The organism is Bacillus sp. CR71 (genome assembly GCF_003429245.1).
In the GTDB taxonomy this organism is placed as follows: Bacteria; Bacillota; Bacilli; order Bacillales; family Bacillaceae_G; genus Bacillus_A; species Bacillus_A thuringiensis_S.
Window position 1 is genome coordinate 3,532,528 of record NZ_CP031748.1, and the last position, 26,424, is coordinate 3,558,951.

A 26,424-nucleotide genomic window follows, 5' to 3' on the forward strand; every position below is an offset into this window, starting at 1 on the left:
GACAAATCATTCTGTATATTACATCGCTAACTGAAAACATTGATTTTTAGCTTTGCATACCTAATTACCTCGTAATAAGTTACATAATCTTTTTTTATCAGAATTTCCTGTTTCCCTCTCCACATAGAATAAAATGTTCAAAAAGTTCATATTGATCAGCAAAACATTCTAGACACTTTGGGCAAATATACATTTTTATCACTGCACCCCTTCTTGAATAAGGATGTTATTAAGTCTTATTCCTACATAACTTTTCCAATTCCTTTTATACTATAATTGAAACTTTAAGTTAGAATCCATTACTTTTAAGCGCTAATCATTTTTATACATTAAGTTGTTAGCAAATTGATTTAACTACTTTATTGTATAAAATAAAGTTTTTGTTTAGTTTTCTTTCATTTCCGAATAATATTTTCAACCCTGTTCATACTATTCCTGTAACTTTCAGTTACAAAATATTTCTGTAAGCGCAGTGTTTCTTTTGTACAACGAGCAGTTAGTTTATTAACTAGCTGCTCGTTGTGCTTAATGAAGTATTTAACTTTCTTAATAATTTATCCTCCAATTCCTCCCCCTCCTATAGCATTAATATCGAAAATCAATATCGAATTTCGTTATTAAAGTATCATTGATATATAACTTTTTCAATTGATTATAAAATAATTTACAAAAGCTTTACAAAGCAACAAGATAGTATTATTTTAGCTTTTACGTATGTTTTTCCGAAAGAAGCCCCCTCCTCAATTTATGGGAAGGTGTGAAAGCACCAGCAGATAGGTCAGGGATGAATGTCGGTTAGTGGAAAGCAAAATATTTGCTACTATATACTTGTACAGATTGCTCTTTGAAAACTAAAGATATGAGGTTAATTGTGGAAAAATCATTACAATTGTCAACACTTCAGCCTTCTGTCATCTCACACTTGCCGGACCTACGAAAATCAAGCTAAAGTTGAAGATCACCTATAATATCTTCTATTTTTATTGCTGGTTTACATACTTTGATGCGAAATCAACCAGCAAGATATTAGAATTCATCGAAAACTCAAGGTGGAGATAGCTTTTTTGATACTACATTAAGTAACGCAGGTAAATATAAATTTGAGAAATAATTAATGAAACAATCATAATTGGAAAACCAACTTTTAAGAAATCTATATAGCTAAAACGATGACCTTCTCGACTTGCAATTCCAGCAACAATCACGTTAGCGGAAGCACCGATTAATGTTCCGTTTCCACCTAGACAAGCTCCTAGTGCTAATGACCACCATAATACATCAATCTGTGCATCAGAAGGTGATAAACCAAGACCGACAGCCATATCATTAATTAGTGGAATCATTGTCGCAACAAACGGAATATTATCAATTGTTGCTGATGCAATACCAGATACCCATAAAATTAAAACCGAAGCATAAGAAATATCACCACCTGTTAAATTAATCAATTTTTGTGCTAATGTTTTAATTAAACCGATATCAATAAGTCCACCAACGAGTACGAATAGACCAGCAAAGAAGAAAATAGTAATCCACTCTACATGAGCAAATACCTCTTCAATTTCATGCTCTTTTACACCAATTAGCATAAGTACAGTAGCACCAGTTAATGCCATTACTGCTGCATCAATGTGAAAGATAGAGTGAGTCATGAAGCTAAGAATCGTAAGGCCAAGGACAGTTAAAGATTTTTTCATCAATGTAGCATCTTTAATGTATTGTTTTTCATCTAAATTCATTAATTTTTTTACTTGAACAGAATCTGCAATTAACTCTTTACGATAAATAAAGAAAATAATTGTTGTGGTAACAACAAGGAGTATAATTACGATTGGAGCTAAATTGAATACGAACGCATTAAAGTCTAAATGCTTATTTGCAGAACCTATCATAATGTTTGGTGGATCACCGATTAGTGTTGCAGTTCCCCCAATATTTGAAAAAATAATTTCAGAAAGTAAATATGGAACAGGATTTACTTGTAAAATACGTGTAATAGATAAAGTAATTGGAACAACAAGTAGTACAGTTGTCACGTTATCTAAAAGTGCGGAACCAATCGCGGTAAGCAAAGAAAGGGAAATTAAAATTTTGATGGGATTTCCTTTTACTTGTTTAGCGGCTTTAATTGCAACATATTGGAATACACCAGATTTACTAGTGATGTTTACTAAAATCATCATACCAATGAGTAATGTAATGGTTCCCCACTCAATATGTTTTGTGAAGGCAGTATGCAGGTCGACAATGCCGAAGATAACCATGAGTGCTGCACCGAGAAGTGCTATGACAGCACGATTGATTTTTTCTGAAATGATAATGGCATAGGTAATGAGGAAGACTACGATTGCAAAATAATATTGCCAATTTGCGAGTTCTTGCGTTGTTTCGTGCAAAAATCCCATCTCCTTTTAGGTGACTTTTTAGTGTGTCATAAATCTGTTGGAGAAACACACTGAAAGCTATGATAGAGTAGCAAAATGTTGGATATAAATTACAAGAAGTATTTATCATATTTTTTGCAGAAAGATTCGTAATATACACGTTGAATTCACTCAACAGTTTATGTCGTTTTTGCAGGTATCACCTGTATTTTTTTAGAATTTCCCCCCGCTCTTTTTCCGCATCACATTGAAGATTCAAGAACTTCACTATCAGTACTGTTAAATGATATATTCATTAATAAAAAGTATGTTTATTAATGAAACCTGTTAAAGTACAAACTTTTAATTAGCAAGCGAGAAATAAACACTTCATTATTTCTGCTATATTTAAAGGACTCTTTTCTAATACAATAAGAACAGCAAAAAGAACTTGTAATAATTACTACAAGTTCTTTTTCAGATAATGTATAAAAGGTAAATCAAACTATCTCATTAATCGTAACGGGGAAACCATCTTACACATATGGCTTGTTTTCGTTATATAACAAATACAATTTATCACTTTACTCAAATTATAGGAAGTAATTTGTCTAACTCCCCTTTATGATAATTCACTTTGCAAATCTTTGCATTTAAATGTATAATTATATAAAATATTCTAAAAATTTGAATCGAGTTAAAAATCATGAGAAGTTTTTGTTCATTATTGATCTCTACTATCTGTTCAACAATCCTTTTAGTTTGGAACTCCTATTCTTTCTATACTGGATTCACAACAGGACATACATACTACTGGGTTAACGGTATCATCGCCTTCGTTTTCCTTCTATTCTTTGTCTTAAATATGCGAAATATTATCAAGAAAAACTACAGAACATCAGGACAATAGGAGTTAATACATATGTGGGAAAGACTTAAAAACTATAAGTATTCCTTAAAGGAATTAAAGTTCATGCTTTGGTTATTTGGTATTACTTGTTTTATACACTCGGTCGCTTTCTTTGGTGGAATATTTTCTTCCGAGTTCCTTTGGTTTAAAGGTCTTTGCGCTATTGCAGCATTACTAGCTCTTATGGATGTTAAGCGGAAAATAAGTAAGCATAAGATAACATTGTGAAAAGGAGCCATTACAGGTTCCTTTTTTCTATGCAAAATAAAAAAAGCGACGGATTCGCTATCTCTCCATGTTCATCCACCTCACGGTAATTTTTAATTTAAGTATTGAAATTTTCTAAATCTCCATGTATTATATTTTTGTATTTTCTCAGTTCCTAAGCCGAGAAAACGTCATCACTTCTAAAAGGACCCGAAATCCAACGGGTTCTTTTTGTTTACTTGAACTCATTTTTAAATTGTTGTATTATATTCTCGACTCTTACTTATATAAGTCATTATCAGGAGAATCTGGAGGTTTGTAGGTTCTTTTTTGTTAAATAAAAAAAGCAGTGGACTCGACACTTTAATTAATCAACTTTAAATCAATATCTACACTATAATAATTCACAAAAATTATAAGTATAGGTGAATAGAGGAAAATATAGTATTCTTATAGAAAGAAACATATGTATATTTATATATAAATAACAATAAGAAAATGAATTTTGTAATATAACTAAATATAATTTTTAAATATATGTAAATGAAGTTTTGTTATCTTTCTTTATCTATATAACGAAAAGATTCGTTATGGGATAATTCATTAAAAATATTTCGGTTAGAAATCAATGTTTGAGAGATGATTACGGTCGTAAATTATTCACTTCATTAAATTTCATTTTTAATCTATAAATTTTATATAACAAAGAAAAAAGCACCTACTTTCATAGGTACTTTTTATTGTATTTGATTAAATGAAAGTAAACTTTTGGGTAAAATTCAATTGGGTTTTAACTAAATTTGTAATAAATTTCTCAATATAGATATACTGCTTATTTATGGATATAATATTCCAAATTAACCAAAAATAAGTTATGATATAGATATGATAGTTATCCTTTTGTTTACTCCTTGTGCTAAAGATAAGATTGTGTTCCCTGATCTTATCTTTTTATTTTTGGATTTTAGATACAAAAAAGGCATCTTTAATAACTTAAAACTACCCTGTCACTAGGACAGAAAGAGGAAAACTTCAAACTCTGGTCTCTACGCAGCAGATTAAAGTAGTAAAAATTCCTTGAAGGAAAACGTTTGGACGGGAATTAGAAGTACCAGAAAATATACAGCAGAGAGAACTAAATGAGTTATTTATTATAATAAGATCGGAAGCAATGGAAGATACCAAGAGGACATAGGAAGATTCTTTGGAAATGATATAGTTATGAAAACATAAGCACTTGAAGGGATCTCTTGTGTATCTAAACATTTGCCAAACAAATAGATGATGTTAGGATGAAGGAAACGCAAACTAACAAGGAGAAGTGATTATGCAAAAAGCTTTCTATATGAATATTAATGATTACGAGAGACCTGCAGATATATTGCGGATGCTTGGACATCCCATGCGTTTGATGATAGTTCGAGAATTAATTTTAAAAGGTCCATTAAATGTATCCCAGTTACAGAAGCTACTACGTGTTCCACAATCTACAATGTCACAGCAATTAATAAAGTTAAAACAGTTTAAGGTGGTTTCCTATGAGCGAAAAGGAAATGAGATTTATTATATAGTGAGTGACGAAAAAGTGATTGAGAGTATGAAGGGATTAGAATGTTTGCAACAGTGGACGTAAGAAGACATTGAAAATCTCTTTATTTCTATAGATTGAGATGAACTTTTTATAGTATATATAGTTTTAAAATAACGAAAAGTAGATAATTTTGGACGAATTGTAATACCAAAATAAACATGGAAAAATTTACAAGTGGATACAGTGGATGCGCTAGAAACTTTTGTAGAAGAAGATGCGATTATTCTACAAAAATATACAGCTCATAATACTTGTCCTATCACAGGAGAAATACTTCAAAGAATGTAAAACTAGTCTGACGTTGATTCCAAACGGCGCTAAATAACTGTTAGCTGAACTAGAACCATACAAAGTGACTGTATGAGAAAAATAGGGGGAGAACTCATTGGAAACGAAATTACAATTATTTCAAAAGGATAGAGGCAAGAACATACTATTTTCACAGGAACACTTATTACAAGAAGCGTTTCAAAAGAGGAAGGATATCACGTTAATTCTGTTAAAAGGACTACATATAAAAGGAATAATAAGAGGATATGATACTTTTTCTATTTTAATAGAATATAAGGGGAAGCAACAGCTTGTATATAAACATGCAATCTCCACGATTCGATTCTAAAGCCCACGGACAGGACGTTCACACATTTGCAGGTACCTGACACCTTTAGAAAAATAACTAGGAGTATAACTTTTATGTTATAATTTAATACTCAGTCAATATTTATACTATACAACGACGTCTAAAACAGTAACTGAAAAACCCATCCCTATTCTATATAGATATGGGTTTTTCTACTTCTGATTTATCATATAAAACCCTACATGAAGCGGAGAGAATGGTACTATGTATCCTAAGTTTTTTGATAAAATGGCCTTTTCAAAAGAGCATAAAGATTTATTAATTCAGTTGTATAATAAAGAAATTACAAGAAATGAGTATAATCTTGTATTAAACAATTTATATGAGACAAAGCCTAAGGTAAATGAAAATAAGAACCAAGCTAAAGTGCTGGGTTCTGTTACAAAGTGTTTTTAACAAATAAAAGGTTGGTATGATTACAGTTTACCCTTTTTCACAAGTATTAACCCGATGTCAAATATTAAAACAAGACTTCTAAAATGATATATCTTAGAAGTCTTAGATTTACCATATATGAGCCTAGCAATATTATCTTTCTTGTCCATCTGTTTGATTCGCTTGGAACTCCATTTTCATCGCAATACTATCTCCCTGGAACATATTCTGGTCCATTTTATTGTCTTCAAAGGTAAACCTTATCCAGAACCAATCCATCTTACCAGCCTTTAATCCACCCGTCTCTTCCCATTTTGAAAGGAATACTTTATGAGACGCGACTTCCGGATTTTGTGATTTTAATTCTGCAAGAGTTGTTTCGTATATAGGACCTTTTACTGGATCCCAATCCCAAAGAAATTGTACTTTAATATGTTTACCAAAATCATCTTCCTGATTATCTAGTTTCAAATCGTTCACGGTATAATCTACTTTCATTAGAACATCTTTAATATCTAACGTACCACTATTTTTTACATTGAACTTTTTTAAAATTTTATCCCCCGGTTTTAAATTATCTAAATTAAGAGAAGTTGTAGGCTGCATAGTAAGATCTAATGTCCCCGCGGCTAATTTGTTATTCGACACAACTTGATCACTAAAATAAGCATATGTCCCCCCACCAATTAAAGATAAACCAAGAGCGGCTGAAACCACTCCCACACCTAATTTCTTTTTCAAAGACATATTTTATTCCTCCCTATAGTATTTTTCCCTATTAAATCAAAAACCTTTCTTTATACAGATGTAACAAAAATTTGGTTTTTTATTAAATATAAGGTGCACCTATGTTGAGAAAATCACGGGAATATTCTTTATGTATTGGGTCCCCGGATCCGTCAACTTAAGTAAATTTATTCCCCAAAATATAAAAAAATCTTATTTTTTCTAAACAAGCTAAATAGAAAGAGTGACGAAGTAACCGACAAAAAAGAGACTAAAAAATAGTTCATAGTCTCTTTTCTGATTTTACTTATTGAACCATAGCAGATACAATTACAGTAAATTCAGAGGTAGCATTCTTAGGGTTGGCAATATAAAGAGATCTTTTAGATATAACACTTGTTCGATTGCCGTTTAATACACCAGAGAAATGAGTAGGGTCCGTTGCAGCGGACTTATCTTCCATTACATTAAAGCTAATAAAGTCCGGATCTCCGCCGCCTATAACCTCCCATTTCAAATATTTTGTTCCTGCAGGAAGATTCTCAGTACTAAAGTTGCCACTTGAACGATTTTTCTGTCCTGGTTGTGGCTCTTTACCTGATCTTACTCTTGCGATCTCTACTGTCGCTTTTGTTTCCATATCCATTCCCCATTTCATAATAAATGTATATTTTAATCAGGTTACTACAGCAACCTAACTAAAATATACAATTTGTAGAAGAAAATGGGTATTGAAAAATATTGAGACTTCTTTATTCATAAATTAAAGCATATATGTTTATTCCAACTAATGATGTAGCATTTCGAACATTATCAATGTACATTTCTTTATTTTTTATCACTTCAGTTCGATTTTCGTGTAAAACATCACTAAAAATAAGATCATCCAAGTCCCCAAATTTATCTTCCATTACGTCAAAAAGAATATCATCTAAATCGCCACCACTTGCTAATTCCCATTTCAAAAAGCTTGTGCCTTCAGGTAAAGTTGCAGCGCTAAATAACTGACCTGGATATATAGTTGTTACCAATTGTATCTTTTTTATCTTCATGTTCATAACCCCCTTTTCAATAAGCATCATTTACTAAAATATATATTTTTTAGAGGTATTTAGGTATTGATAAAATCTACTTAATACTTATTATTGGCATCTATTGAAAACGAAATATTCTAAAAAATATTAGTTTAGAATTATCTAACCTTTTGTAAAGGTATACCTTTACAAACAAAATGGTATAATTGTGGTAACCAATTTGAAGAGAATACAAAACGTGACAAATATTTATGGATATATACGTGTAAATACAAAAGAACAAAATGAACAACGTCAGTTACATAAGATGATAGAACGAGGAGTGGAAGCTCGACGCATTTTTGTCGATAATGCAAGTGGACGAAATTTTGATCGCCCGCAATATCAATTGTTAAGAAAAATATTGAGTCAAGGTGATATTGTCTACATAGATGCTTTGGATCGTATGGGACGAAATTACGATGAAGTCATTTCAGAGTGGAAATACATAACAAGAGAATTACAAGCCGATTTTGTTGTTTTAGAAAATGAAACATTGTTTGATAGCCGGAAATTTCGTGAAATGGGAGATATGGGCAGATTAATGGAGGATCAATTTTTATCTTTACTTTCTTATGTTGCAGATCAAGAGCGTAAAAAAATTCGTCAGCGACAAGCTGAGGGGATTACGGTAGCTAAGTCTCAAGGAAAACATTTAGGCCGTCCTCAGGTAAACCTTTCGACCTTAAGCAAACAACAAATGAATATAATAGAAGAAACTCATTCAAAATGAAAAAGTGGAGAAATAACTGCTGTTATGTTTATGGAAATGTTAGAGCTAAAGAAAAACACGTTTTATAAACTAATGAAAGAATATGAAAGCAAATTGAATTGAGCTGGCCAATATCCAGTTCTTTTTTTGTTTGTAGCAATGCTCTTGGAAAATAAAAAGGAGCCCGTTAATTCGGGGAGATTTTCAGATGTATCGATTCAATCTGTTAAGCATTCACACACCTATAGGAGGATGAACAAACCATGAAAACCGCGAGAATGTTTTCAATACTTATCTACTTATTGAAGAGAAATATAGTGTCTGCTGAAGAATTAGCCAATGAATTTGAAGTAAGTACAAGAACCATCTATAGAGATATAGACGCTTTATCATCTATCGGTATCCCTATTATTTCATATTTAGGAAAAAATGGTGGTTTTACGTTAATTGATAACTATCAACTAGATAAATTTACATTTAATGATGAAGAAAAGAAATTTTTATTAGAAGGTTTAACATTAAAAAATGAATTATTTGATACCAATCAACTATCAATTTTACAAAAAAAAATAGAATTATTGAAAGAAAATAAAGGTGAATATAACTCTAGCATTACAATAACATCATCTACACTACACCGAAAAACGATAGAAGACGAAACAAAAGCGAAGATAAAAAAAATACTCTCTATAATTGATGAGGGGAATAAAATTTGTATTTCTTATGTTTCACAAACAGCGAATATATCTAGTCGAATTATTCAACCTTTAAAATTAAATTTTATGAATGGTAGTTGGTATTTAGAAGCCTTTTGTGAATCCAGAGAAGCTTTGAGATTATTTAAATTGACTAGGATAAGAAATATGGAAGTAATACATGACAATACTAGAACTGTCTATACTGAGGAAAATGAGTATTTCACTAATAAGTCAGCTAAAGTGGAGGAAATTATATTATTGTTTTCGAAAAGTGAACTTGGGAAATTATACGATTTTTTTACTGAGGATGAAATATCCGTACTTGAAGATGGGAGTATAAAAGTAGCCTTTAATTATGACACCAATAAAAATTTACTGCCATTTTTATTAATGTTTGGTAGGCATGTTAAGATACTATCGCCACTATGGCTTAAAAATGAATATAGGAATGAAATTAAATTTATTTATAAAAGCTGACAGACTGTTGTCATAGTATGAATGCTACACTTTCTATATCAACTAGTAGGAGGAATTAACAATGAATGTAGCAGTTACTGAAAAATATATTTATGGAAAAAAAATAAGAACAAATAATCAAAATACAGATGCACTACTTAGTCTATGGGAAGAGATTCTTCGTTTAAATTTAAAAGGTGATGTATATGCTGTTTATAATAATTATGAAAGTGATTTTACAGGTGATTATGATTTGCATATTGGTACTGAAGAGAAATTTATTGATGAAAATAGTGTCATCATTCCAGCAGGCAACTATCATGTTGTAGAAGTAGATAATATTGATCCACAAGGGGTTTTTAATGCTTGGATGGATATCTGGAAAAGTGATATAAAAAGAGCATATAAAACTGATTTTCAATTTCACTCTAAAGATGGAGGTATAAGGATATTTCTGTCGGTTGAATAATGAATAGTAAGCTTACTAACTAAAATGAAGGATTTGAACAGATGGATAAGAAAAATCTAGACTTTTCAGACGCTGATATCAGCCGTCAAAATTCCTGGACTTCCTCTGTCACAATTCATAGGGACCTTCTTGCTACTAAGGATCTTGTCTATAGCCCATGCAGGTTCGAGTGTTCTCAACCACGAATAGAAACACAAAACGCTGAATATGGGGCATATGTATTTAATTTGAACGCTCTCTCCATTAGATTTCGTGTCGCTAAAATTACTCCTACAAAGGTCGGGCAATTTGTGACTTTGTGGGAGAGAAGTGGGGATGGACCGATCCAACCATATGACATATCAGATTCAGTCGATTTGTTTGTTATTAGTACCCGTGAAGGGAATAACTTTGGTCAGTTTGTATTTCCAAAAGCTGTTCTATGTAATCAGGATATAGTATCCAATAAGGGGAAAGGTGGGTAAACGAGCAATACGCGTTTACCCACCTTGGGACAAGACTACGAGCCGTCAGGCTCAAAAAACTCAGGCATGGCAGCTAGAATATTTCTTAGAGATACCTGTAAATAGACCAATAGACTGTGTTCGTGCTCAAATGCTCTACAGTCTAAATCGTTAATATAAACCAACTTATCAGCTAAACTAAAAACCGGTTCCTTAACGTACAGGGAACCGGTTTATTTGTGTCTGAATTATGTCTAAACGTACAATTTTCTTTTTTTGATATGGTGACCCCTACTATCTAATTGTTCCTTATACTCTTTTAATGCTTCTTTCCAATGTCTTAATGGTTTTAATCCATTCAGGATAATGCATTCTTTGCTTAACACTGAATATTTAGGTCTATTGGCTGTTTGGGGGAATTCTTCCGTCGTTAAAGGAATTATATTGATATCTGTATTGAAGTCTTTAAAAAATTCAACTGCAAACTCATACCACGAACATACTCCTTCATTTGTCGCATGATATAATCCAAATTGATCTGTCTCTACTAACTCCTCAATAAAGTTTGCTAAATCTATTGCATAGGTAGGTGAGCCAAATTGGTCTGATACTACACGTACTTCACCATATAGACTTGCTATTTTTCCTATCTTAGCAATAAAGTGACCATCGCCCTTTCCAAATATCCAGGACGTTCTAATAATAAAATGTTTCTTCGTGTATTTTTTTACGAAATGTTCTCCAGCCAATTTCGTTTCTCCATATATATTTAATGGATTAGGACGATCTTCAAGATTGTATGGTGTATGCTTTTCGCCATCAAATACATAATCCGTACTAATATATACAAATTTACATTTTATTCTCCCTGCAGCTTCAGCAATATACTTGGTACCTAATACATTCACTTCATATGCCAGCCCTTTATTTTTCTCTGCCCCATCTACATTTGTAAATGCTGCACAGTTTACAATTACATCTGGCTTTAACCTATCAAGATAAGAGCTAACTTTTATTTTATTTGTAATATCTAACGTGGTTCGATTCACACCATATAGCTCATGATGTGTTCTGCTGAGTACTTGCATTAAAGTTTGTCCTAGTTGTCCATCTACTCCCGTTATCAGTATCTTCATTTTAAAATTCCTCGTTTAACTTATATAATTTTTAGTTAATAAAATTCATTCCCACCAAGTAGGGTTATCTATATACCACTTAATTGTTTGAGTGAGTCCAGCATCGAATAGATAGTTTGGTTTCCAACCTAATTCTTCTTTCAGCTTAGTAGCATCCATGGCATAACGCCGATCATGTCCTAAGCGATCTGAGATAAATGTAATTTGCGATTGATCTTTATTTAGGAATTTGAGTATTTTTTGTACAATATCTAGATTTGTATATTCATTATCTCCTCCGATGTTATAAATGTGCCCATCTGCTCCACCATGAAGAACTAAATCAATAGCTACACAGTGATCCTCTACATGAAGCCAATCTCTTATATGTAATCCATCACCGTATAGGGGAATACTTTTATTATTTAACGCATGAGTTATTGTTAATGGTATTAATTTTTCCGTGAACTGATAGGGACCATAATTATTGGAACAACGAGTTATATTCATAGGTAAACCGAATGTCTCATAATACGCTCGTACCATTAAGTCTGCACTAGCTTTACTTGCACTATAAGGACTATTAGGAGCTATTATTGTATGCTCTGTAAACGCACCCGTTTGAGATAATGTCCCATATACTTCATCTGTAGAAATTTGTACAAACTTTTTCACTTTTGTTTTATATGCTGAGTGTAATAAGGCTTGTGTACCTAATATGTTAGTTTGGACAAAGATATGGGGAGTTTTAATACTTCTATCAACGTGAGATTCTGCTGCAAAATTTAATACATAATCAAATTTCTCTTTTTTAAATAACTTATCTATGAATATTTCATTTGAAATATCCCCTTTGATAAATTTATAATTCTGATTTGATGATATTTCCTTGAGATTAGATAAATTTCCTGCATATGTTAATAAATCTACATTTACAATTTGGTATTGAGGATATTTCTTTAAAATGTAACCAATAAAATTACTACCAATAAAACCTGCCCCACCCGTTATTAATAATTTCAATTAAAATCATCTCCATAAACAAAGTTGATATTAGTATCTTTTAATCTAGGCAGTTTTCTATCTTTTTCTGATAAAATTGGTTGATTAGTTGGCCAAAATATTCCTATCGTTTCATCATTCCATAGAATTCCCTCTTCATGGTTAGGGGAATAATACTCATCTACTTTATACTGGACGATAGTATTAGGTTCTATTGTACAAAAACCATGTGCAAACCCTTTAGGAACGGTAAGTAGACGGTTATTATACTCACTTAAAATTGTTCCGAACCATTGCCCGTACGTGGGGGATCCCTTTCGAATATCTACCACTACATCGTAAATAGAACCAGAAATGCAGCTCACTACCTTCATTTGGGCTTTAGGATTCAACTGATAATGCAGCCCACGTATCGTGCCTGTGTGAACAGATAATGATTGATTATCTTGTACAAATTCTCCCTGTAAATCTAAAAGTTCAAATTTTTTCTTATTATATGTTTCTATGAAGTAACCACGTTTGTCACTGCATTTATCAAGCTCTATAATAAAAACACCATCTAATGCTGTATGAATTTTACGCATTCTTCTCTCTCCATTCATTTAAATGCTATTGATGGGCAACCCTTAATAAATATCGGCTGTATTGATTTTCCTTTACCGAATTTGCTATTTTTAATAGTTGTTGCTTGGTTATATATTTCTTTTTAAATGCAATTTCTTCTAAACAGGCTACTTTTAAACTCTGTCTTTTCTCAATCGTTTCTATAAATTGTGCTGCTTCTAATAATGATTCGTGTGTGCCTGTATCCAGCCATGCATAGCCTCTTCCCAATAATTCAACTTCTAATTCTCCCATCTTAAGATATTCTTTGTTTATATCTGTTATCTCTAATTCTCCACGACTAGACGGTTTTATGGTTTTTGCTATTTCTATCACACGTTTATCATAAAAATACAGACCAGTTACTGCATAGTTTGATTTTGGTTCCTTTGGCTTTTCCATGATATTAATTACATGCTTTTTAGAATCAAACTCTACTACTCCAAAACGCTCTGGATCATTGACATAATAACCAAAAACTGTAGCTCCCCTTTTCTTCTTAACAGCCTTTTCTAGTAATTCTGTTAGTCCATGACCATAAAAGATATTATCGCCAAGAATTAAAGCTACATTATCATTTCCAATAAACTCCTCAGCGATTATAAATGCTTGTGCTATACCTTCTGGATAAGGCTGAACAGTATATGAAAGAGTAATTCCATATTTTGAACCATCACCTAACATTTGCTCAAATTTATTAATATCTTGTGGTGTTGAAATAATTAGTATCTCTCTTATCCCCGCCAACATTAGTACTGATAAAGGATAATAAATCATGGGTTTATCATAGATAGGTAATAATTGCTTTGATACAATTTGGGTAAGGGGGTACAATCTAGTACCGCTCCCACCTGCAAGAATGATACCTTTCATGGCATTGTGCTCCTTCATAGTTTTTCTGATATGCTCAATTAAGAGCCTAAGCTTTAAAAACTATATAGCTTATTATGCAGGGGGCCATTACTTACTTAATAAAAGTGGCCTCCTACATAAATAATTAATTTAAATATTTTCCTATTACAATAGAATTATAATTACCACCGTAAGAATATGTACTAATTAAGGCATTGCTTACCGGTGTCTTACGAGCGTTTTCTGTGACAAGATCGATTCTTCCTCTATGACTCTTTACATTTTGCGTAGCTGGTATTTCACCGTCAAATGCACATATTACACTAATAAGAGAAAGAAGGCCTGCAGTTGCATGAGTTTCCCCAAAGATAGATTTTGTGGCACTAACAGGAGCTCCATTTCCGAATATACGTTCTATAACTCTCTCTTCAATACGGTCAAAATATGTATGACCATTGGCAGCTGCACAAATATATTCTATCTCTCCTGGAGAAATCATCGCCTCTTTCATTGCTAAACGCATAGATTCCTCCCATGCCTTTCCTAGATGATTTAAGTCCCCTATTTTACTATCATCAGATGTTAACCCAAAACCTTTAATTTCAGCTAAAATATTACCATTTCTTTTTAACGCTGCCTCCTCACTTTCTACAATAAAGGCAACGCTCCCTTCACCAAGTATGGTACCGCTATTATTACAATCAAAAGGACTTATATTCTCAGTTGTTAAGTATCTTTTTATTTTTGAGTGTCCCTCTATTATTGGATTATTTACTTCATCTGCCGTTACCACAATGAATGTGTCATAATCACTAGATTGAATCATGGCATAGGCATAGTATAGTGCACTAATACCAGAAACCCCGCCACATGAAATAGTTGAAGTAGGCCCTTTTATTTTAAAGTTTAATGAAATATGTCCAGCTGCTGCGTTCATAACTGTGTTTGGAAATAATTTAGCATTGGCGGCCTTAACACCCTCTTGGATAATATTTCGGTTAAATGATTCTACCGTTGCAACTGGTCCTGTACCAGTTGCAAAAATAATTCCTATCTTGTCCCTATTATTTTTATCTATCTTTAAGTTCCCGTTTTCTATAGCCATTTTCACTGACAGTACTGCATGTTTGCTAATTGAATCCATCTTCCTTAATAAATTAGGATGTATTAGCCTTCGATAGTTTTGTTCTGGTATTTTTCCGGCTTGTATGCACTTAGGATTGTCGTTCCACTGTTTAATCTTTGAGGTACCACTCTTTCCCTTAAACATACAATCTTTAATTTCTTGAAGATTTGAAGAATTCCCAGCAAGTCCCCCTACACCAGTAATTACGACTTTTTTTTCTTTAATTAGCTTTTCCTTTGCGGGTGATAACTCAAGGTTCTCATTGTACTTACAGAATAAGATACTTGCATTGTTTCCACCGAAAGCAAATGAATTTGATAGTACATAACTCAAATCACTTACCCTACCTATGTTAGGTACAAAATCTAGATTAAACTTTTGGCTTTCAACTTCAAAGTTTATAGTTGGAGGTAAATATCCATGTTGAATAGCAAGAATACTTGTTACTGCTTCCGCCGCCCCTGCGGCTCCTAACATATGTCCTATCATTGATTTAGTTGAAGAAACTGGTGTCTTATTTTCATTAATTAATGTACGAATTGCTTTTGGCTCTGATACATCATTTGCTGGTGTACCTGTACCATGTCCATTGATATAGCTTACTTCCTTAGCATCTATATTGGCTTTCTTTAAAGCACCTCGCATGGATCTCAAAGCACCTTCCCCGCCCGGATCTGGTGCCGTCTGATGATAGGCATCTGAAGATAAATCGTAATCCACTACTTCAGCTAGGATATTTGCACCTCTTTCAACCGCATGATCTAAGGATTCCAAAACAAGAATAGCTGCACCTTCTCCGATTACCACGCCATTACTCTTGCTATAGGGCGATGGTGGCGTTGGTGCTAGTGCTTGTAAACTATTAAAACCACTCATTGACAATTTAGATAAGGGATCTACACCACCGGTTATCATTATATCTGCTTTGTTATTTCGAATTGTATCCAGCGCAAAACCAATTGAATTTGTACCAGCGGCACATGCATTGGAAATAATCATTTTTGGTCCTTTTATTTTTAAGTCTCGAGTAATATTGTCACAGGGAGTATGGATTGGATACTTAAAAAGTAACGTTTCATCTGCTTTTTCAATGCCATCTTTGATCCACTGATTATGAAATTCTTCTCCGCTCAACATCCCTCCTAAAGAGGTGCCTAATGATATTCCAATTCGGTATGGATTAAAGTTTTCTATTTTTAATTTTGCATTTTCAACCGCTTCCCTTGCCGCCATGACACCTATTTTTCCACATCGATCCATATCCTTTATTTCATCTTTAAAGAAGTAATCATCTACCTGAAGGTTTTCAATCTCCCCGCCATAATCTGTTACCATTTCTGCCATATCGATATTTTGAATTACCTTAATACCAGATTTCCCCGATTTAATATTGTCCCAAAATTCCTTTACACTATTTCCGTTTGAACAAATAATTCCCATGCCAGTCACGACGATTCGTTGATTATTTATGTTCATATGCCATCACCTTTACAGTATTTTGATTGACCATGATTTAGGTAGAATATATGGTGAGGACTGAGTATGTGCCTCATACAAAGCATTTTCTTTATTTTTCACATAAAATCCAATTCCTGAAACAGCAAATGGTTCTTCTAATAAAGCAATTCCGAGTCTCATGTTTAATACAGGACTTTCTTTAAGTTCAATAACTTTACCAATTAATTGTTCCTCTATAAAAATTTCATCATTAACTGTAATTCTGCTCTCTATTCCTGTCGTAAATCCCACAATTCTTTTATTTTCTCCAGCTTCAGATTGCTGTTCTAAGGATTCTCTCCCATAAAATTCATCTTTATAAAAATCAATAAACCATTCTAAACTAGCTTCGAAAATATTTAGTTCTTCTAAATGTTTAAATTCAAAATATGGATGTCGAATTTCTAACATTAACGTCTCTAATGTTTCCCAATTCACTCTTTTTAAGTTAATATCGTCATCTTTAAAAGAATTTATGGTTTCAACTACTATTGGTTCCAAGTATTTTTCAAACAATAATTGATAACCATACTCTGCTGTTACACCTGTTCTTGCCAATAGAATTTCCTTTCCGAATAATTGATTTAACACAAACGATTGAAATGGTAGTGATGATATTTCGAAATCTAAAAATTTTTGAGCTAATCTCCATGCATAAGGGCCTTCAAATCCAAGGAGAGAATGCGTTTGACTTATATCTATAATCTCAATACCATTTGTCTTTTGATTTTCTAACCAAGCTAGTACAGTATCCTTTTTATGCGCTGTAGTAATAACTGTAATAGAATCCTCATTTTTAAATAGATTAATTATATCGATTACAGTCCCATCTTCTTGTAACAATAAGGTAAAGAGTGTAGTTTCTTCTTCCATAAACATAATATCTTTCGTAACTAAACGATCTAGGAATTCTACATGATCCTCCCCTTTTACAACAATTCTTCCTGTTTCTGATAAATCTATTACACCTATTCCGCTACGTACTGCATCATATGCTTCATTTTTCTCTTTTTGTATATTAATTTGATTACTCATGATTAAGTGCCCCCAATTCTCTCTTTATCACATCATTTATTGTCGGTAAATTACAGACATTATCTATATATAGTTGTTGCATTTTCTTTAATCTCTCAATCTTAGTTTTGCTATACAGCATATTAAATATTGTTTGACTGGTTTCCTTTAAATCAAAAATTTCACAAGTATACACACATTTAAAATAATCATTTTTCTCCATCAATGGAGCTAATTCTTTATGCCATCCATTTGGAAATACAAGAAATGGATAAAGTCCATTAGGTATTATATAATTCCATTTGTCTATAATGCCTCTTAAGGTAGGGTTAAAGCTATCTCTTTGAGCCCTTAACTCTTCATTTCCCATATGATTTACAAGACTAATCACAGGTATTTTTCCAAATACCGCTTTTCCCATTGAGCAGGATGTAATATTATCGCTGATAAATAAATCACACGATAATATTAGTTGCTCGTATTCTTCCAAATGAAGAAATGGTAGTGAAACAAATTCTATTTTCCCTCCATTTTTCATAGAAACAAATTTAGTCTCATCTGAAACCCCAATAAATTTAATACATGTATCACTCGGAAAGTCCTGAAGATATAGACTTAATAGTTCTTGTAATACAAATTCATAGCTAAACTTTGCATCATTGTACTGTTTCTTCTCCATGAGCCTCATTTTTACTAATAAGTTGGCCCATGATGATTTTGCAATCATAATTAATTTATCTTGTTCTCTACAACCAAGTTGTGCTCGTATTTTCATTTTTCTCTCTTCATCTACTTGTAAAGCTTCTTTGTACAACTTGACAGAAACAATCTTCTTATTATCTTGTTTATGACTATTCACTGGACACGTTCTAATTAACTTAAATTGAGATGGGATTTTAGGCAGTTCAATCACTGACCTTTTCTTTAAGCTATTGTAGTTTGCATTTTTAAATAGTTTATTTTCTAATAATCTGTCCTCACTACCCCAAGCTAAAGAATCAATAGAGAAGCAAGGTATGTGTAGGTTTAATAGATAATCAAGATCAATAATTGGAGACTCTAAAAATAAATTATGGTAATCAGCTAAAACAATTGCATCAGGCTGAAAAGAATTAATTATCTGTTTAATAACCTCTTTTTGTTTTAGCCCCTTTGTTAGTGATGTAACATTGGCTACAGATTTACTGGCATACCATGAGAATTTTTCGCTTGTTAAAAAATAAACTTCCCCGTCTTTTTGAATTTGTTTAGCTAGACATAAGGCATTATGCAACTCACCAATGCTAAAATGACTAGGTGCAATAAACAATACTTTCATGTCTTATTCCCCTCTACTAAAATTTGCGAAAAGTATTCACTATCAAGTAAAGTTTCTCCAACTGCAATATTAAAGCGAATATCTCCATCATTAAATTCATTCTGATTACCATATATTCCGATTTGTATCCCTTTTTTGGGCCATTCGTATATAAAACATTTTGTACTATGTGATAATGCTAAAATAGATACAAATAACCCATTAGATAATTCGAGAATTACCTTATTATCTAAATAAATCTTTCTTTGTTTGCCATTTGGTATTAACGTGTTTTGCTCTCCATTCTGCCAATAATACATCTTTTTAATTTTTGTTTTTCCTTTTTTCTCCCAGAATAAGTGAAAGACACTAGTTTTTATTTTATCTTTCTGTAGGCTTTTCAATTGTATTTGTAAAACAGGTAGATCATATACAGTTGTATATTTAACTTTCCACTCATCAGATTGACAGAAAATCTGATTAATAAATTCCTTATATGTATTTTCCGTTGCTACTACTGAATGATTACTTTTATTGAGATATATTGAATTAATGCTCAAATCTTTCCTACAATCTGGAGTATAAGAGTTAGCTGTTGGTATCATTACACCGGGTAAAAAATTATAAGAACTTAATACTGAGTTTTCTTTTAAAATCTCTTTATCTTTATACATAAATTCTGTTATTTTACTACTTTGGTTTACTTTAATCTTTAAATTTAGTACATTATTTTGAACTAGATATTCTTGTTTTTTTTCGCTATATGTTAATTTATTTCTTCCTTTAAGGAAAAGATATATTTTTTTAGTTATCGCATTTCTATTTAATTCATCTTGATACGTAAGTACGGCATAATGAGCTTTTGACCAATTAACCTTTCCACTAAATTCAAAATTAAAATTGCTTATAGATTCTATGTCTTGTATAAACAATTGTTGTTCGTAAGATGTCTGAGGGAAAAACAATGTTAATTTCCCCTTTAATATGGAAGAAAATAAGTTTTTTAGACTTCCATGAATATGAAATTCCCCGTTTTCATTTATAATATGAAATTGGTCAGTCTCAATTGAGTACGGAATCTTATTAGATATGAATTTGGATGTATGACTAGTAATATCGTTATAGATTTCTTCCACTTCATCTTTGCTATCATGGGAACATAAAGTATAATAGTGCGTTTTTGTTATACATTTTTCTTTATCATTCCGTTTAAATATTACCGCTGGCATCCATCTTAATCCAAATAGGATACGCTCTATATTTCCTTTCCATATAAATCCAATATTAATATTTTGTGATTCAAACAATGTATAATTTCGCTCATACATGTTTGGATGACTAGGTAGATCGAATTGATTTACAAATTCATAGTCATGTAGTGCATATGGATACTCACCATATACCATAGGTTTAGAAACTAACCCACTCTTTAATGGTACCGTCATCTTCGCATCATATAACATGCACCAAGGATATATTTTTATATATTTTCCTTCCTGTGCGAAATCATTTATTTGAACTATCTTATCTGACAAAAAACAAATGCTTCTCTTTAATCTTGTGACCTCATGAATAATTTCAAAACATGAATCAGATGTTATTTCCCATGACAGCTCATTTACTTTCGGTTCTTTTACTGCATTTAAAAATGGATAATCTAGATCTGGCCATGCTTCTTTTGCCAATAATTGCTGCTTTCTAAGGTCATATATATATAAACAACCAGTACTTTTACTTATTTGTACAGTTATATACATATTTTCTAGAACTAAGTATTCTTTTGTTTCATAAACATGATTTTTCCCATGCGCATGAATCGGAATTATTGCCTTTAATTCCCCAATATTTTTATTTTGATGACTAACAGCCGAAAATGTCATATTAGTGATACCAATTTTTTTAGGATTCAATACAATAATGTGATCCTTTATTTCACCCGGCTCTATGATACAGATTTGGTGTTTTTCTAGCGGTTTGAAATTTAGTATTTTCGAGTTTTCTTGTTGAATAAGTAGTTTGTAAATTAATCTATCTAAAGAATTATTTTTTACATTAACGATACATGCAGATTCTTTTCCATTAATTAACTTAGGATAATTAGCAACATTTACTTCTAACGGATTTGCTATGGTTACTCCAAAATGAACAGATAATTCTAGTTCTTTTGCTTTTAACTTAGTAACAAGCTCTCCCTCAATTTTCTTATTTACTGTTATAACTTCTTCCCACTCGTACTTTTTATTTGGATAAAAAATTTTCTTGAAATCAATTAAGTAATCGTTCCCTATCGTCGATTTAATACTAGTTTCAATAGGATTTTGAAAATGGTGTTCATATACATAACAGATACGAATCTTCTCTCCAACAATTAAATTGTTTCCTTCTAAAATATAACTAGTGAATCGTACTTGTTCGGTTTCTACCTCAGTAATCTTTTCACTTTTTATATCGACCCAACAATTCACATCTTTTGCTCCAAGATTAATAGCATATTTTACAACTTCAATTCCATTTTTTGTTATGGCGTTACTCTGAATAGAACGTAAGGATTTCAATCCCCTAACTGTTTTCCAACCTCTAGATAACCATATATCTTGGTCACTTTTTGAAATAATCGGTTTAAATGCATCTAATAGATAACTAATAACATAAGGTAAATAGCTCCTTAAATTCAAGTAGCCATCATAGTCTATATACGACCTACTTGTTTGATATAACCCCACTCTTTTATAGAGTGCCATGGCTACTTTATCTTCCGGATTCACTTCTGTGTCAATATACTTAATATCTTGTTGGATAAGATTTTTAATTGCATAAGCAAATAATTTATCTGGTATATTTCCCGAACGAAATTCTGGATGGATTAAAAAGAATCCTGCCCAGGTTCCATCTGAAACTGCTGCTCTTTGACCTGACAAACTAGAAAATAATAAGGTGGCTATAATTTCATTTTCATATTCAGCAATTAAATATAACTGTATCTTCCGCTCTCGAAATAATTGCTTGATGTCTTGCTTATTTAAGGGATACCCATATTTAATAGGTCCATATTGATATTTATTATAAAAGTGAGCTAACTTTTCACTATCTGCCTCTGTACACTCACGAACTTGAACATCTATACCATGGATCATATTTCCTCAACTCTTTTAGAAACTTGAATACTACCAGTAGCAACTTTCTTTTTATCTACATAAGCCGTGATTTCTACTTGTGAGATTACCCCAAGTGATCTTCCAATTTGGACATGTAATTCTAGCTGGTCTCCTGGTACTACAGGTTTTAAAAATTTCATATTACGTACAGAAACTAAATAACCCACATATGAACTGGGATCTATTTTAGGTGAACATGCGCCATGTGCATCTATTTTTGCTAGTTCTCCTGTAACATAAACAACAGCCGTCATTTGTGCCAAAGCCTCAATAATTAACACTCCAGGCATAATTGATTCATTTGGAAAGTGCCCTTCAAAAAAGGGTTCACTTATTGTTACATTTTTAATACCAATTCCACTCTTTCCTGGCTCAAGTTGAATAACTTTATCTAAGAAAAGGAATGGCCATTTATGTGGTAAGATATTTCGGATTTGATCTGCATTTAATACCGGTCTCACTTCACATCATCCTCCCTATTTTCTTCAATAAAATCAGCAATTTTATTAATGGAACCCAGTACTGCCATATTCTCGTCATACACTGCAACTCCAAATTCCTCTTCAATTGCCAGAAATAGCTCTAATGCATCCAAGGAGTCCACTCCTAAGCCTCTTCCGAATAATGGCTGATCATCAGTAATAAAATGCGGTTCGATTTCTAAATCTAATCTCTCAGTAATAATTTCTTTAATTCTAGTAGTTAATTGTTTTCTTTTTGCAGCAATAATTTTTGTTTCTACATACGTAAACATCTGTTTTCCCCATTTCCTTGTTTAACTCAAAATTCGTCATTTAATCATCTATTGTTTAGCCATTAACTAATCCACCATCCACTGTAAAAACTTTCCCAGTGATATAACTTGCATAATTAGAGGATAAAAATGTTGTTAGATGTGCTACCTCTTTAGGTTCCCCAATTCTGCCAAGTGGCACTAGTTCTAACATCCTTTTTAATGTTTGTTGATCCATTCCTTTTGTCATATCTGTTTGTATAAAACCAGGTGCAACTGCATTAACCCTAATGCCGAATTCCCCACCTTCTAATGCTAAGGTCTTGGTTAAAGAAATAACCCCACCCTTTGAAGCAGAGTAATTACATTGCCCCCTTGCACCCGTTATTCCACTTGTCGACGTGATATTTACTATAGAACCTCTTTTCTGTCTCATCATGATTCTTAATGCTTGTCGACAACAAAGAAAGGTTCCTTTTAAATTTAAATCAACCACATGATCCCACTTTTCCTCGCTCATCATTGCAGCAAATCCATCATTAATAACTCCTGCATTATTTACTAAAATATCTATTCTTTTTTCCTTTGAGCGTATGTGTTGAAACAATTTATGAATAGAATCTTCATTTGTAATATCTACATGCATAGGAAATGCCTTTCCACCTTTTGCTTCTATAGTGTTGGCTATTTCATTTGCTGATTTTTGATTACTTTGAAACGTAAAGTAAACAGTTAAGCCCTGATTGGCTAGGTCCATTGTTATTGCTTTACCAATGCCTCTTGATCCTCCGATAACTAATGCCACTTCGTTTCCATTAAACATAGACCTGTTCCTCCTTAAATTCTTTCTCTATCATAGTAAGACTTCTTTTTAAATACATCGGTGTTTCTGTAGAGAATACAGATATGTTCTGTTTAAAGGAGCGACATAACTTGGTTAACGTATTTCCGGGACCTACTTCTATAAAGTGTTTCGTACCATTATTCAATAAAGTATAGATAGTGTCTTGCCACATAACTGGATCTACACATTGTCTTTTTATATCTTGTAAAATATTGATTCTACCTGTAGTTGGTTTTCCTGAACAGTTTAAAACAATTGGTATTTGGGCACTTTTTAACGAAAATAAATTTAAATACTCCTTAAACTCAAGAACCATTTCTTCCATTAAACGCGAATGAAATGCATGACTAGTTGAGAGTATTTTAGTTTTTATACTGTTTTTTTGATCTAATACCTTTTGAAACCTAAGAATGGTCTTACTCTCTCCAGAAAAAATAACCTGTGTGGGGGAATTATAGGCAGCAATATCAATTTCATATTGTTTAGATTCCTCTATAACTTCAAATAGTGTTTGATAAGTATTCGACACAACCCCTAACATGCATCCCTCTCTCTTTACATTACTCATCAGTTGACCACGCTTTCGAACAATGGATAGCGCATCCGAAAATTGTAAAGAACCTACTTCTACTAGGGCAGAAAATTGTCCTAAGCTATGACCGGCCACTTTGGATGGCCTTATACCGTTCAAATGTAAAAGCCTTGATATTCCTGTGCTCACCGTGAGAATAGCTGGTTGTGTAACACTTGTTTCTATTAATTTTTCACTTGGCCCATATAAACATAATTGCTTTAAATCAAATCCAAGCGTATCATTTGCTTCTTCAAATAATGGTACAAATATGTCTGGGTATTTATCTAAATACCCTTTACACATCCCTACTGATTGAGACCCTTGTCCTGGAAAAATAAATGTAATCATATGACACCCCCGCTATTTTCAAATTGAATCTTTTCTAAAATTTCTTCTGGTAATCTACTAATTAATTGATTATTCGACCGTGTTAAAACATGTTTTGAAAATCCTTCTGCTAGCAAAACTCGGCATCTCTTGCGGAATAATTTATAAACAAATTCTATATAAATTTTACTTTCATTCTTAAGATAGGTTTCTACAATTAATTCGTCTTGAAAACGAGCTGATTTTTTGTAGGTACATCTTATATCAATAATTGGAAAATACAATTTTTCCTGTTTTAAATACTGGTTTATACCAGTCATATCTAGCATTTGAAACCTACCCAGCTCAAACCAATGAAAATAATGAGAATGGTGAGCAATTCCCATAGGATCGCATTCCCCAAAACGAACATTCACCTCATTTTTTACTAAGTACACTTATTTCACCTACTTTTAATAAGAACGTCGAAATTTTTGTATGGAGATTGTTAAAAATAAAATTCCCATACCAATTAATGCAGCTGATGGAATAAGAACAGAGGAGAATTCTTTGTTATATACTAATAAATCGTTAAAGCCTCCCATTGCCCAAGCTGTAATCGTAATATGCGCTAGGTTTTGCATCCATTCAGGCTCTATATAAAGTGGCCACCAAGATCCACCTAAAGCAGACATAGTTAACACGATTAAAATTGAAATACCATTTGCTTGGGATCTTGTTTGACATATAGAGGCTAATAAAATTGCTAGGCTTGAAGCTGCAAATGCAGTACATATCACTAGCAATATAATTCCTAATACACTTTTCCCTAGCCACATTCCAAATACAAAATGTCCTACGCTAAAAAGGACTGCACATTGAACAATAGCTGTTATAAAGCATGAGAGCATCTTTCCAAAAATGATTGATAATGTATTGATAGGTAAAGTAAGAATTTTTCTTAACGTTCCATTCTCTCTCTCTTCTACTAATGCACCTGCAGCTGCAGCAGTACCTAAAAGTACAAACATTACGGCATATCCCGGTACATTAGATTCAAATGGAGTAGGTTTATGTTCATTATCTGATGCTAATTCTTTAAACTCTACTTTCACATTTACTTCCATTTGGGCAGAGGCTTGTTTTACAATCTCTTTAGTCATATCTCTTTGTATTCCTGACACAATTTGAGTTACAGCATTTGAAACAACACTTGGAATAATGCGATCAACTTCATCTTCTATGATGATGACTTTGGCCTCTGTCCCTGAATATACATTTTGTGTGAAATCCTTAGGGATGACGATTGCCGCTTTTTTAGTTTGAACTTCCTTTTTTACCTGTTCTTCTGTATATGCTTTCTTTTTACCATTTAGTTCATAAGTTTCTTCTATCTCAAGGGCAGGGATTTTTTTCAATTCCTCAATAACCCTTTTAGAAAGTTCTCCATTATCATTTACTACTATAGGAATCTTGAATTTTTCTGTCTTACTATCAAATACATTTGATAATGCAAAACTAGCAACTGCAATAACTATAATAGGTGTAATAAATAAATAGATTAGACCAGGGATATCCTTTAAAAGAATAAATAGATCCTTCTTAGCTATATACCAAGCTTTCATTTTTACCATCTCCTTTCA

The 26,424-nt window shown here is 32.4% G+C and carries 27 protein-coding genes and 2 pseudogenes; 11 read left to right on the plus strand and 18 right to left on the minus strand.

The features are described 5' to 3' along the window. Nucleotides 1-1,070: 1,070 nt before the first annotated feature. Nucleotides 1,071-2,396 carry an ArsB/NhaD family transporter gene (locus DOS87_RS17755; RefSeq protein WP_141403392.1) on the minus strand — a complete coding sequence of 442 codons (1,326 nt, stop codon included), beginning with the start codon at nucleotides 2,394-2,396 and terminating at the stop codon, nucleotides 1,071-1,073. 673 nt (nucleotides 2,397-3,069) lie between these two features. Here DOS87_RS17755 and DOS87_RS30290 point away from each other — a divergent pair. From DOS87_RS30290 to DOS87_RS17780, 6 genes and pseudogenes are all read left to right on the plus strand, one after another. Next, nucleotides 3,070-3,273, plus strand: coding sequence for a hypothetical protein (locus DOS87_RS30290; RefSeq protein ID WP_261795525.1), 204 nt, complete (start codon nucleotides 3,070-3,072; stop codon nucleotides 3,271-3,273). Nucleotides 3,274-3,285: 12 nt separating this feature from the next. After that, entirely contained in the window at nucleotides 3,286-3,501 is a 216-nt protein-coding gene (locus tag DOS87_RS17760) for a hypothetical protein (RefSeq protein ID WP_136996749.1), read from the plus strand. Nucleotides 3,502-4,807: 1,306 nt separating this feature from the next. Further along, nucleotides 4,808-5,113: an ArsR/SmtB family transcription factor gene (locus DOS87_RS17765; RefSeq protein ID WP_097825993.1), complete on the plus strand. Its 306-nt coding sequence runs from the start codon at nucleotides 4,808-4,810 to the stop codon at nucleotides 5,111-5,113. A gap of 96 nt (nucleotides 5,114-5,209) precedes the next feature. Continuing rightward, nucleotides 5,210-5,396: pseudogene (locus tag DOS87_RS17770) on the plus strand (AbrB family transcriptional regulator). Nucleotides 5,397-5,456: 60 nt separating this feature from the next. Then, nucleotides 5,457-5,690 (plus strand): RNA chaperone Hfq, encoded by a 234-nt coding sequence (gene hfq, locus DOS87_RS17775; RefSeq protein WP_097825994.1) that lies wholly within the window; start codon nucleotides 5,457-5,459, stop codon nucleotides 5,688-5,690. Between the two features lie 225 nt (nucleotides 5,691-5,915). Then, on the plus strand, nucleotides 5,916-6,107 hold the full coding sequence (locus DOS87_RS17780) for a hypothetical protein (RefSeq protein ID WP_097825995.1): 192 nt from the start codon (nucleotides 5,916-5,918) through the stop codon (nucleotides 6,105-6,107). Between the two features lie 132 nt (nucleotides 6,108-6,239). On the opposite strand, the gene DOS87_RS17785 is transcribed toward DOS87_RS17780, so the two are convergent. The 3 genes from DOS87_RS17785 to DOS87_RS17795 form a co-directional block, all read right to left on the minus strand. Continuing rightward, on the minus strand, nucleotides 6,240-6,833 hold the full coding sequence (locus DOS87_RS17785; RefSeq protein WP_097825996.1) for a TasA family protein: 594 nt from the start codon (nucleotides 6,831-6,833) through the stop codon (nucleotides 6,240-6,242). Between the two features lie 286 nt (nucleotides 6,834-7,119). Beyond that, on the minus strand, nucleotides 7,120-7,452 hold the full coding sequence (locus DOS87_RS17790; protein ID WP_097825997.1) for a DeoR family transcriptional regulator: 333 nt from the start codon (nucleotides 7,450-7,452) through the stop codon (nucleotides 7,120-7,122). 112 nt (nucleotides 7,453-7,564) lie between these two features. After that, entirely contained in the window at nucleotides 7,565-7,864 is a 300-nt protein-coding gene (locus DOS87_RS17795; RefSeq protein ID WP_208730077.1) for a hypothetical protein, read from the minus strand. A gap of 220 nt (nucleotides 7,865-8,084) precedes the next feature. Between DOS87_RS17795 and DOS87_RS17800 the strand changes: the two are divergent. The 5 genes and pseudogenes from DOS87_RS17800 to DOS87_RS30295 all read left to right on the plus strand — a co-directional run bounded on the left by DOS87_RS17800 (nucleotide 8,085) and on the right by DOS87_RS30295 (nucleotide 10,838). Further along, nucleotides 8,085-8,720 (plus strand): annotated as a pseudogene (locus tag DOS87_RS17800) (recombinase family protein). A 140-nt stretch (nucleotides 8,721-8,860) separates the two neighbouring features. Beyond that, nucleotides 8,861-9,772 carry a helix-turn-helix transcriptional regulator gene (locus tag DOS87_RS17805; protein ID WP_097825999.1) on the plus strand — a complete coding sequence of 304 codons (912 nt, stop codon included), beginning with the start codon at nucleotides 8,861-8,863 and terminating at the stop codon, nucleotides 9,770-9,772. Nucleotides 9,773-9,833: 61 nt separating this feature from the next. Beyond that, on the plus strand, nucleotides 9,834-10,220 hold the full coding sequence (locus tag DOS87_RS17810) for a GyrI-like domain-containing protein (protein ID WP_097826000.1): 387 nt from the start codon (nucleotides 9,834-9,836) through the stop codon (nucleotides 10,218-10,220). A 41-nt stretch (nucleotides 10,221-10,261) separates the two neighbouring features. Beyond that, nucleotides 10,262-10,684 carry a MepB family protein gene (locus DOS87_RS17815; protein ID WP_261795526.1) on the plus strand — a complete coding sequence of 141 codons (423 nt, stop codon included), beginning with the start codon at nucleotides 10,262-10,264 and terminating at the stop codon, nucleotides 10,682-10,684. After that, nucleotides 10,677-10,838, plus strand: coding sequence for a MepB family protein (locus tag DOS87_RS30295; protein WP_261795527.1), 162 nt, complete (start codon nucleotides 10,677-10,679; stop codon nucleotides 10,836-10,838). Before DOS87_RS17815 ends, DOS87_RS30295 begins: the two co-directional genes overlap by 8 nt. A gap of 79 nt (nucleotides 10,839-10,917) precedes the next feature. On the opposite strand, the gene rfbD is transcribed toward DOS87_RS30295, so the two are convergent. From rfbD to DOS87_RS17885, 14 genes are all read right to left on the minus strand, one after another. Then, nucleotides 10,918-11,799 (minus strand): dTDP-4-dehydrorhamnose reductase, encoded by an 882-nt coding sequence (gene rfbD / locus DOS87_RS17820; RefSeq protein ID WP_208730078.1) that lies wholly within the window; start codon nucleotides 11,797-11,799, stop codon nucleotides 10,918-10,920. Between the two features lie 45 nt (nucleotides 11,800-11,844). Then, complete coding sequence (gene rfbB / locus DOS87_RS17825; protein WP_097826005.1) at nucleotides 11,845-12,801, minus strand: dTDP-glucose 4,6-dehydratase; 957 nt, start codon at nucleotides 12,799-12,801, stop codon at nucleotides 11,845-11,847. After that, a complete protein-coding gene (gene rfbC / locus DOS87_RS17830) occupies nucleotides 12,798-13,364 on the minus strand; it encodes a dTDP-4-dehydrorhamnose 3,5-epimerase (protein ID WP_001226088.1) in 567 nt (188 codons plus the stop codon). Before rfbC ends, rfbB begins: the two co-directional genes overlap by 4 nt. 25 nt (nucleotides 13,365-13,389) lie before the next feature. Beyond that, nucleotides 13,390-14,256, minus strand: a complete 867-nt coding sequence (gene rfbA, locus DOS87_RS17835) for a glucose-1-phosphate thymidylyltransferase RfbA (protein WP_000676108.1) — start codon at nucleotides 14,254-14,256, stop codon at nucleotides 13,390-13,392. 124 nt (nucleotides 14,257-14,380) lie between these two features. Continuing rightward, a complete protein-coding gene (locus tag DOS87_RS17840) occupies nucleotides 14,381-16,837 on the minus strand; it encodes a beta-ketoacyl-[acyl-carrier-protein] synthase family protein (protein WP_208730079.1) in 2,457 nt (818 codons plus the stop codon). A gap of 12 nt (nucleotides 16,838-16,849) precedes the next feature. Then, the gene (locus DOS87_RS17845; protein WP_208730080.1) at nucleotides 16,850-17,893 is read right to left on the minus strand and encodes an aminomethyltransferase family protein; all 1,044 of its coding nucleotides are present in this window, start codon (nucleotides 17,891-17,893) and stop codon (nucleotides 16,850-16,852) included. Then, complete coding sequence (locus tag DOS87_RS17850; protein WP_208730081.1) at nucleotides 17,886-19,190, minus strand: DUF6365 family protein; 1,305 nt, start codon at nucleotides 19,188-19,190, stop codon at nucleotides 17,886-17,888. The genes DOS87_RS17845 and DOS87_RS17850 overlap by 8 nt, the downstream gene beginning before the upstream one ends. Beyond that, nucleotides 19,187-22,303 (minus strand): GNAT family N-acetyltransferase, encoded by a 3,117-nt coding sequence (locus DOS87_RS17855; RefSeq protein WP_208730082.1) that lies wholly within the window; start codon nucleotides 22,301-22,303, stop codon nucleotides 19,187-19,189. The genes DOS87_RS17850 and DOS87_RS17855 overlap by 4 nt, the downstream gene beginning before the upstream one ends. Then, nucleotides 22,300-22,785 (minus strand): 3-hydroxyacyl-ACP dehydratase FabZ, encoded by a 486-nt coding sequence (gene fabZ, locus DOS87_RS17860; protein ID WP_001247960.1) that lies wholly within the window; start codon nucleotides 22,783-22,785, stop codon nucleotides 22,300-22,302. The genes DOS87_RS17855 and fabZ overlap by 4 nt, the downstream gene beginning before the upstream one ends. Beyond that, the gene (locus tag DOS87_RS17865; RefSeq protein ID WP_000495740.1) at nucleotides 22,782-23,078 is read right to left on the minus strand and encodes an acyl carrier protein; all 297 of its coding nucleotides are present in this window, start codon (nucleotides 23,076-23,078) and stop codon (nucleotides 22,782-22,784) included. The genes fabZ and DOS87_RS17865 overlap by 4 nt, the downstream gene beginning before the upstream one ends. 55 nt (nucleotides 23,079-23,133) lie before the next feature. After that, nucleotides 23,134-23,880, minus strand: coding sequence for a 3-oxoacyl-[acyl-carrier-protein] reductase (gene fabG, locus DOS87_RS17870; RefSeq protein ID WP_000481738.1), 747 nt, complete (start codon nucleotides 23,878-23,880; stop codon nucleotides 23,134-23,136). Next, nucleotides 23,873-24,823 (minus strand): ACP S-malonyltransferase, encoded by a 951-nt coding sequence (locus DOS87_RS17875; protein WP_208730083.1) that lies wholly within the window; start codon nucleotides 24,821-24,823, stop codon nucleotides 23,873-23,875. Before DOS87_RS17875 ends, fabG begins: the two co-directional genes overlap by 8 nt. Then, nucleotides 24,820-25,239: an acyl-CoA thioesterase gene (locus DOS87_RS17880; RefSeq protein WP_208730084.1), complete on the minus strand. Its 420-nt coding sequence runs from the start codon at nucleotides 25,237-25,239 to the stop codon at nucleotides 24,820-24,822. Before DOS87_RS17880 ends, DOS87_RS17875 begins: the two co-directional genes overlap by 4 nt. 15 nt (nucleotides 25,240-25,254) lie before the next feature. After that, entirely contained in the window at nucleotides 25,255-26,406 is a 1,152-nt protein-coding gene (locus DOS87_RS17885) for an ABC transporter permease (protein ID WP_208730085.1), read from the minus strand. Nucleotides 26,407-26,424 lie beyond the last annotated feature (18 nt).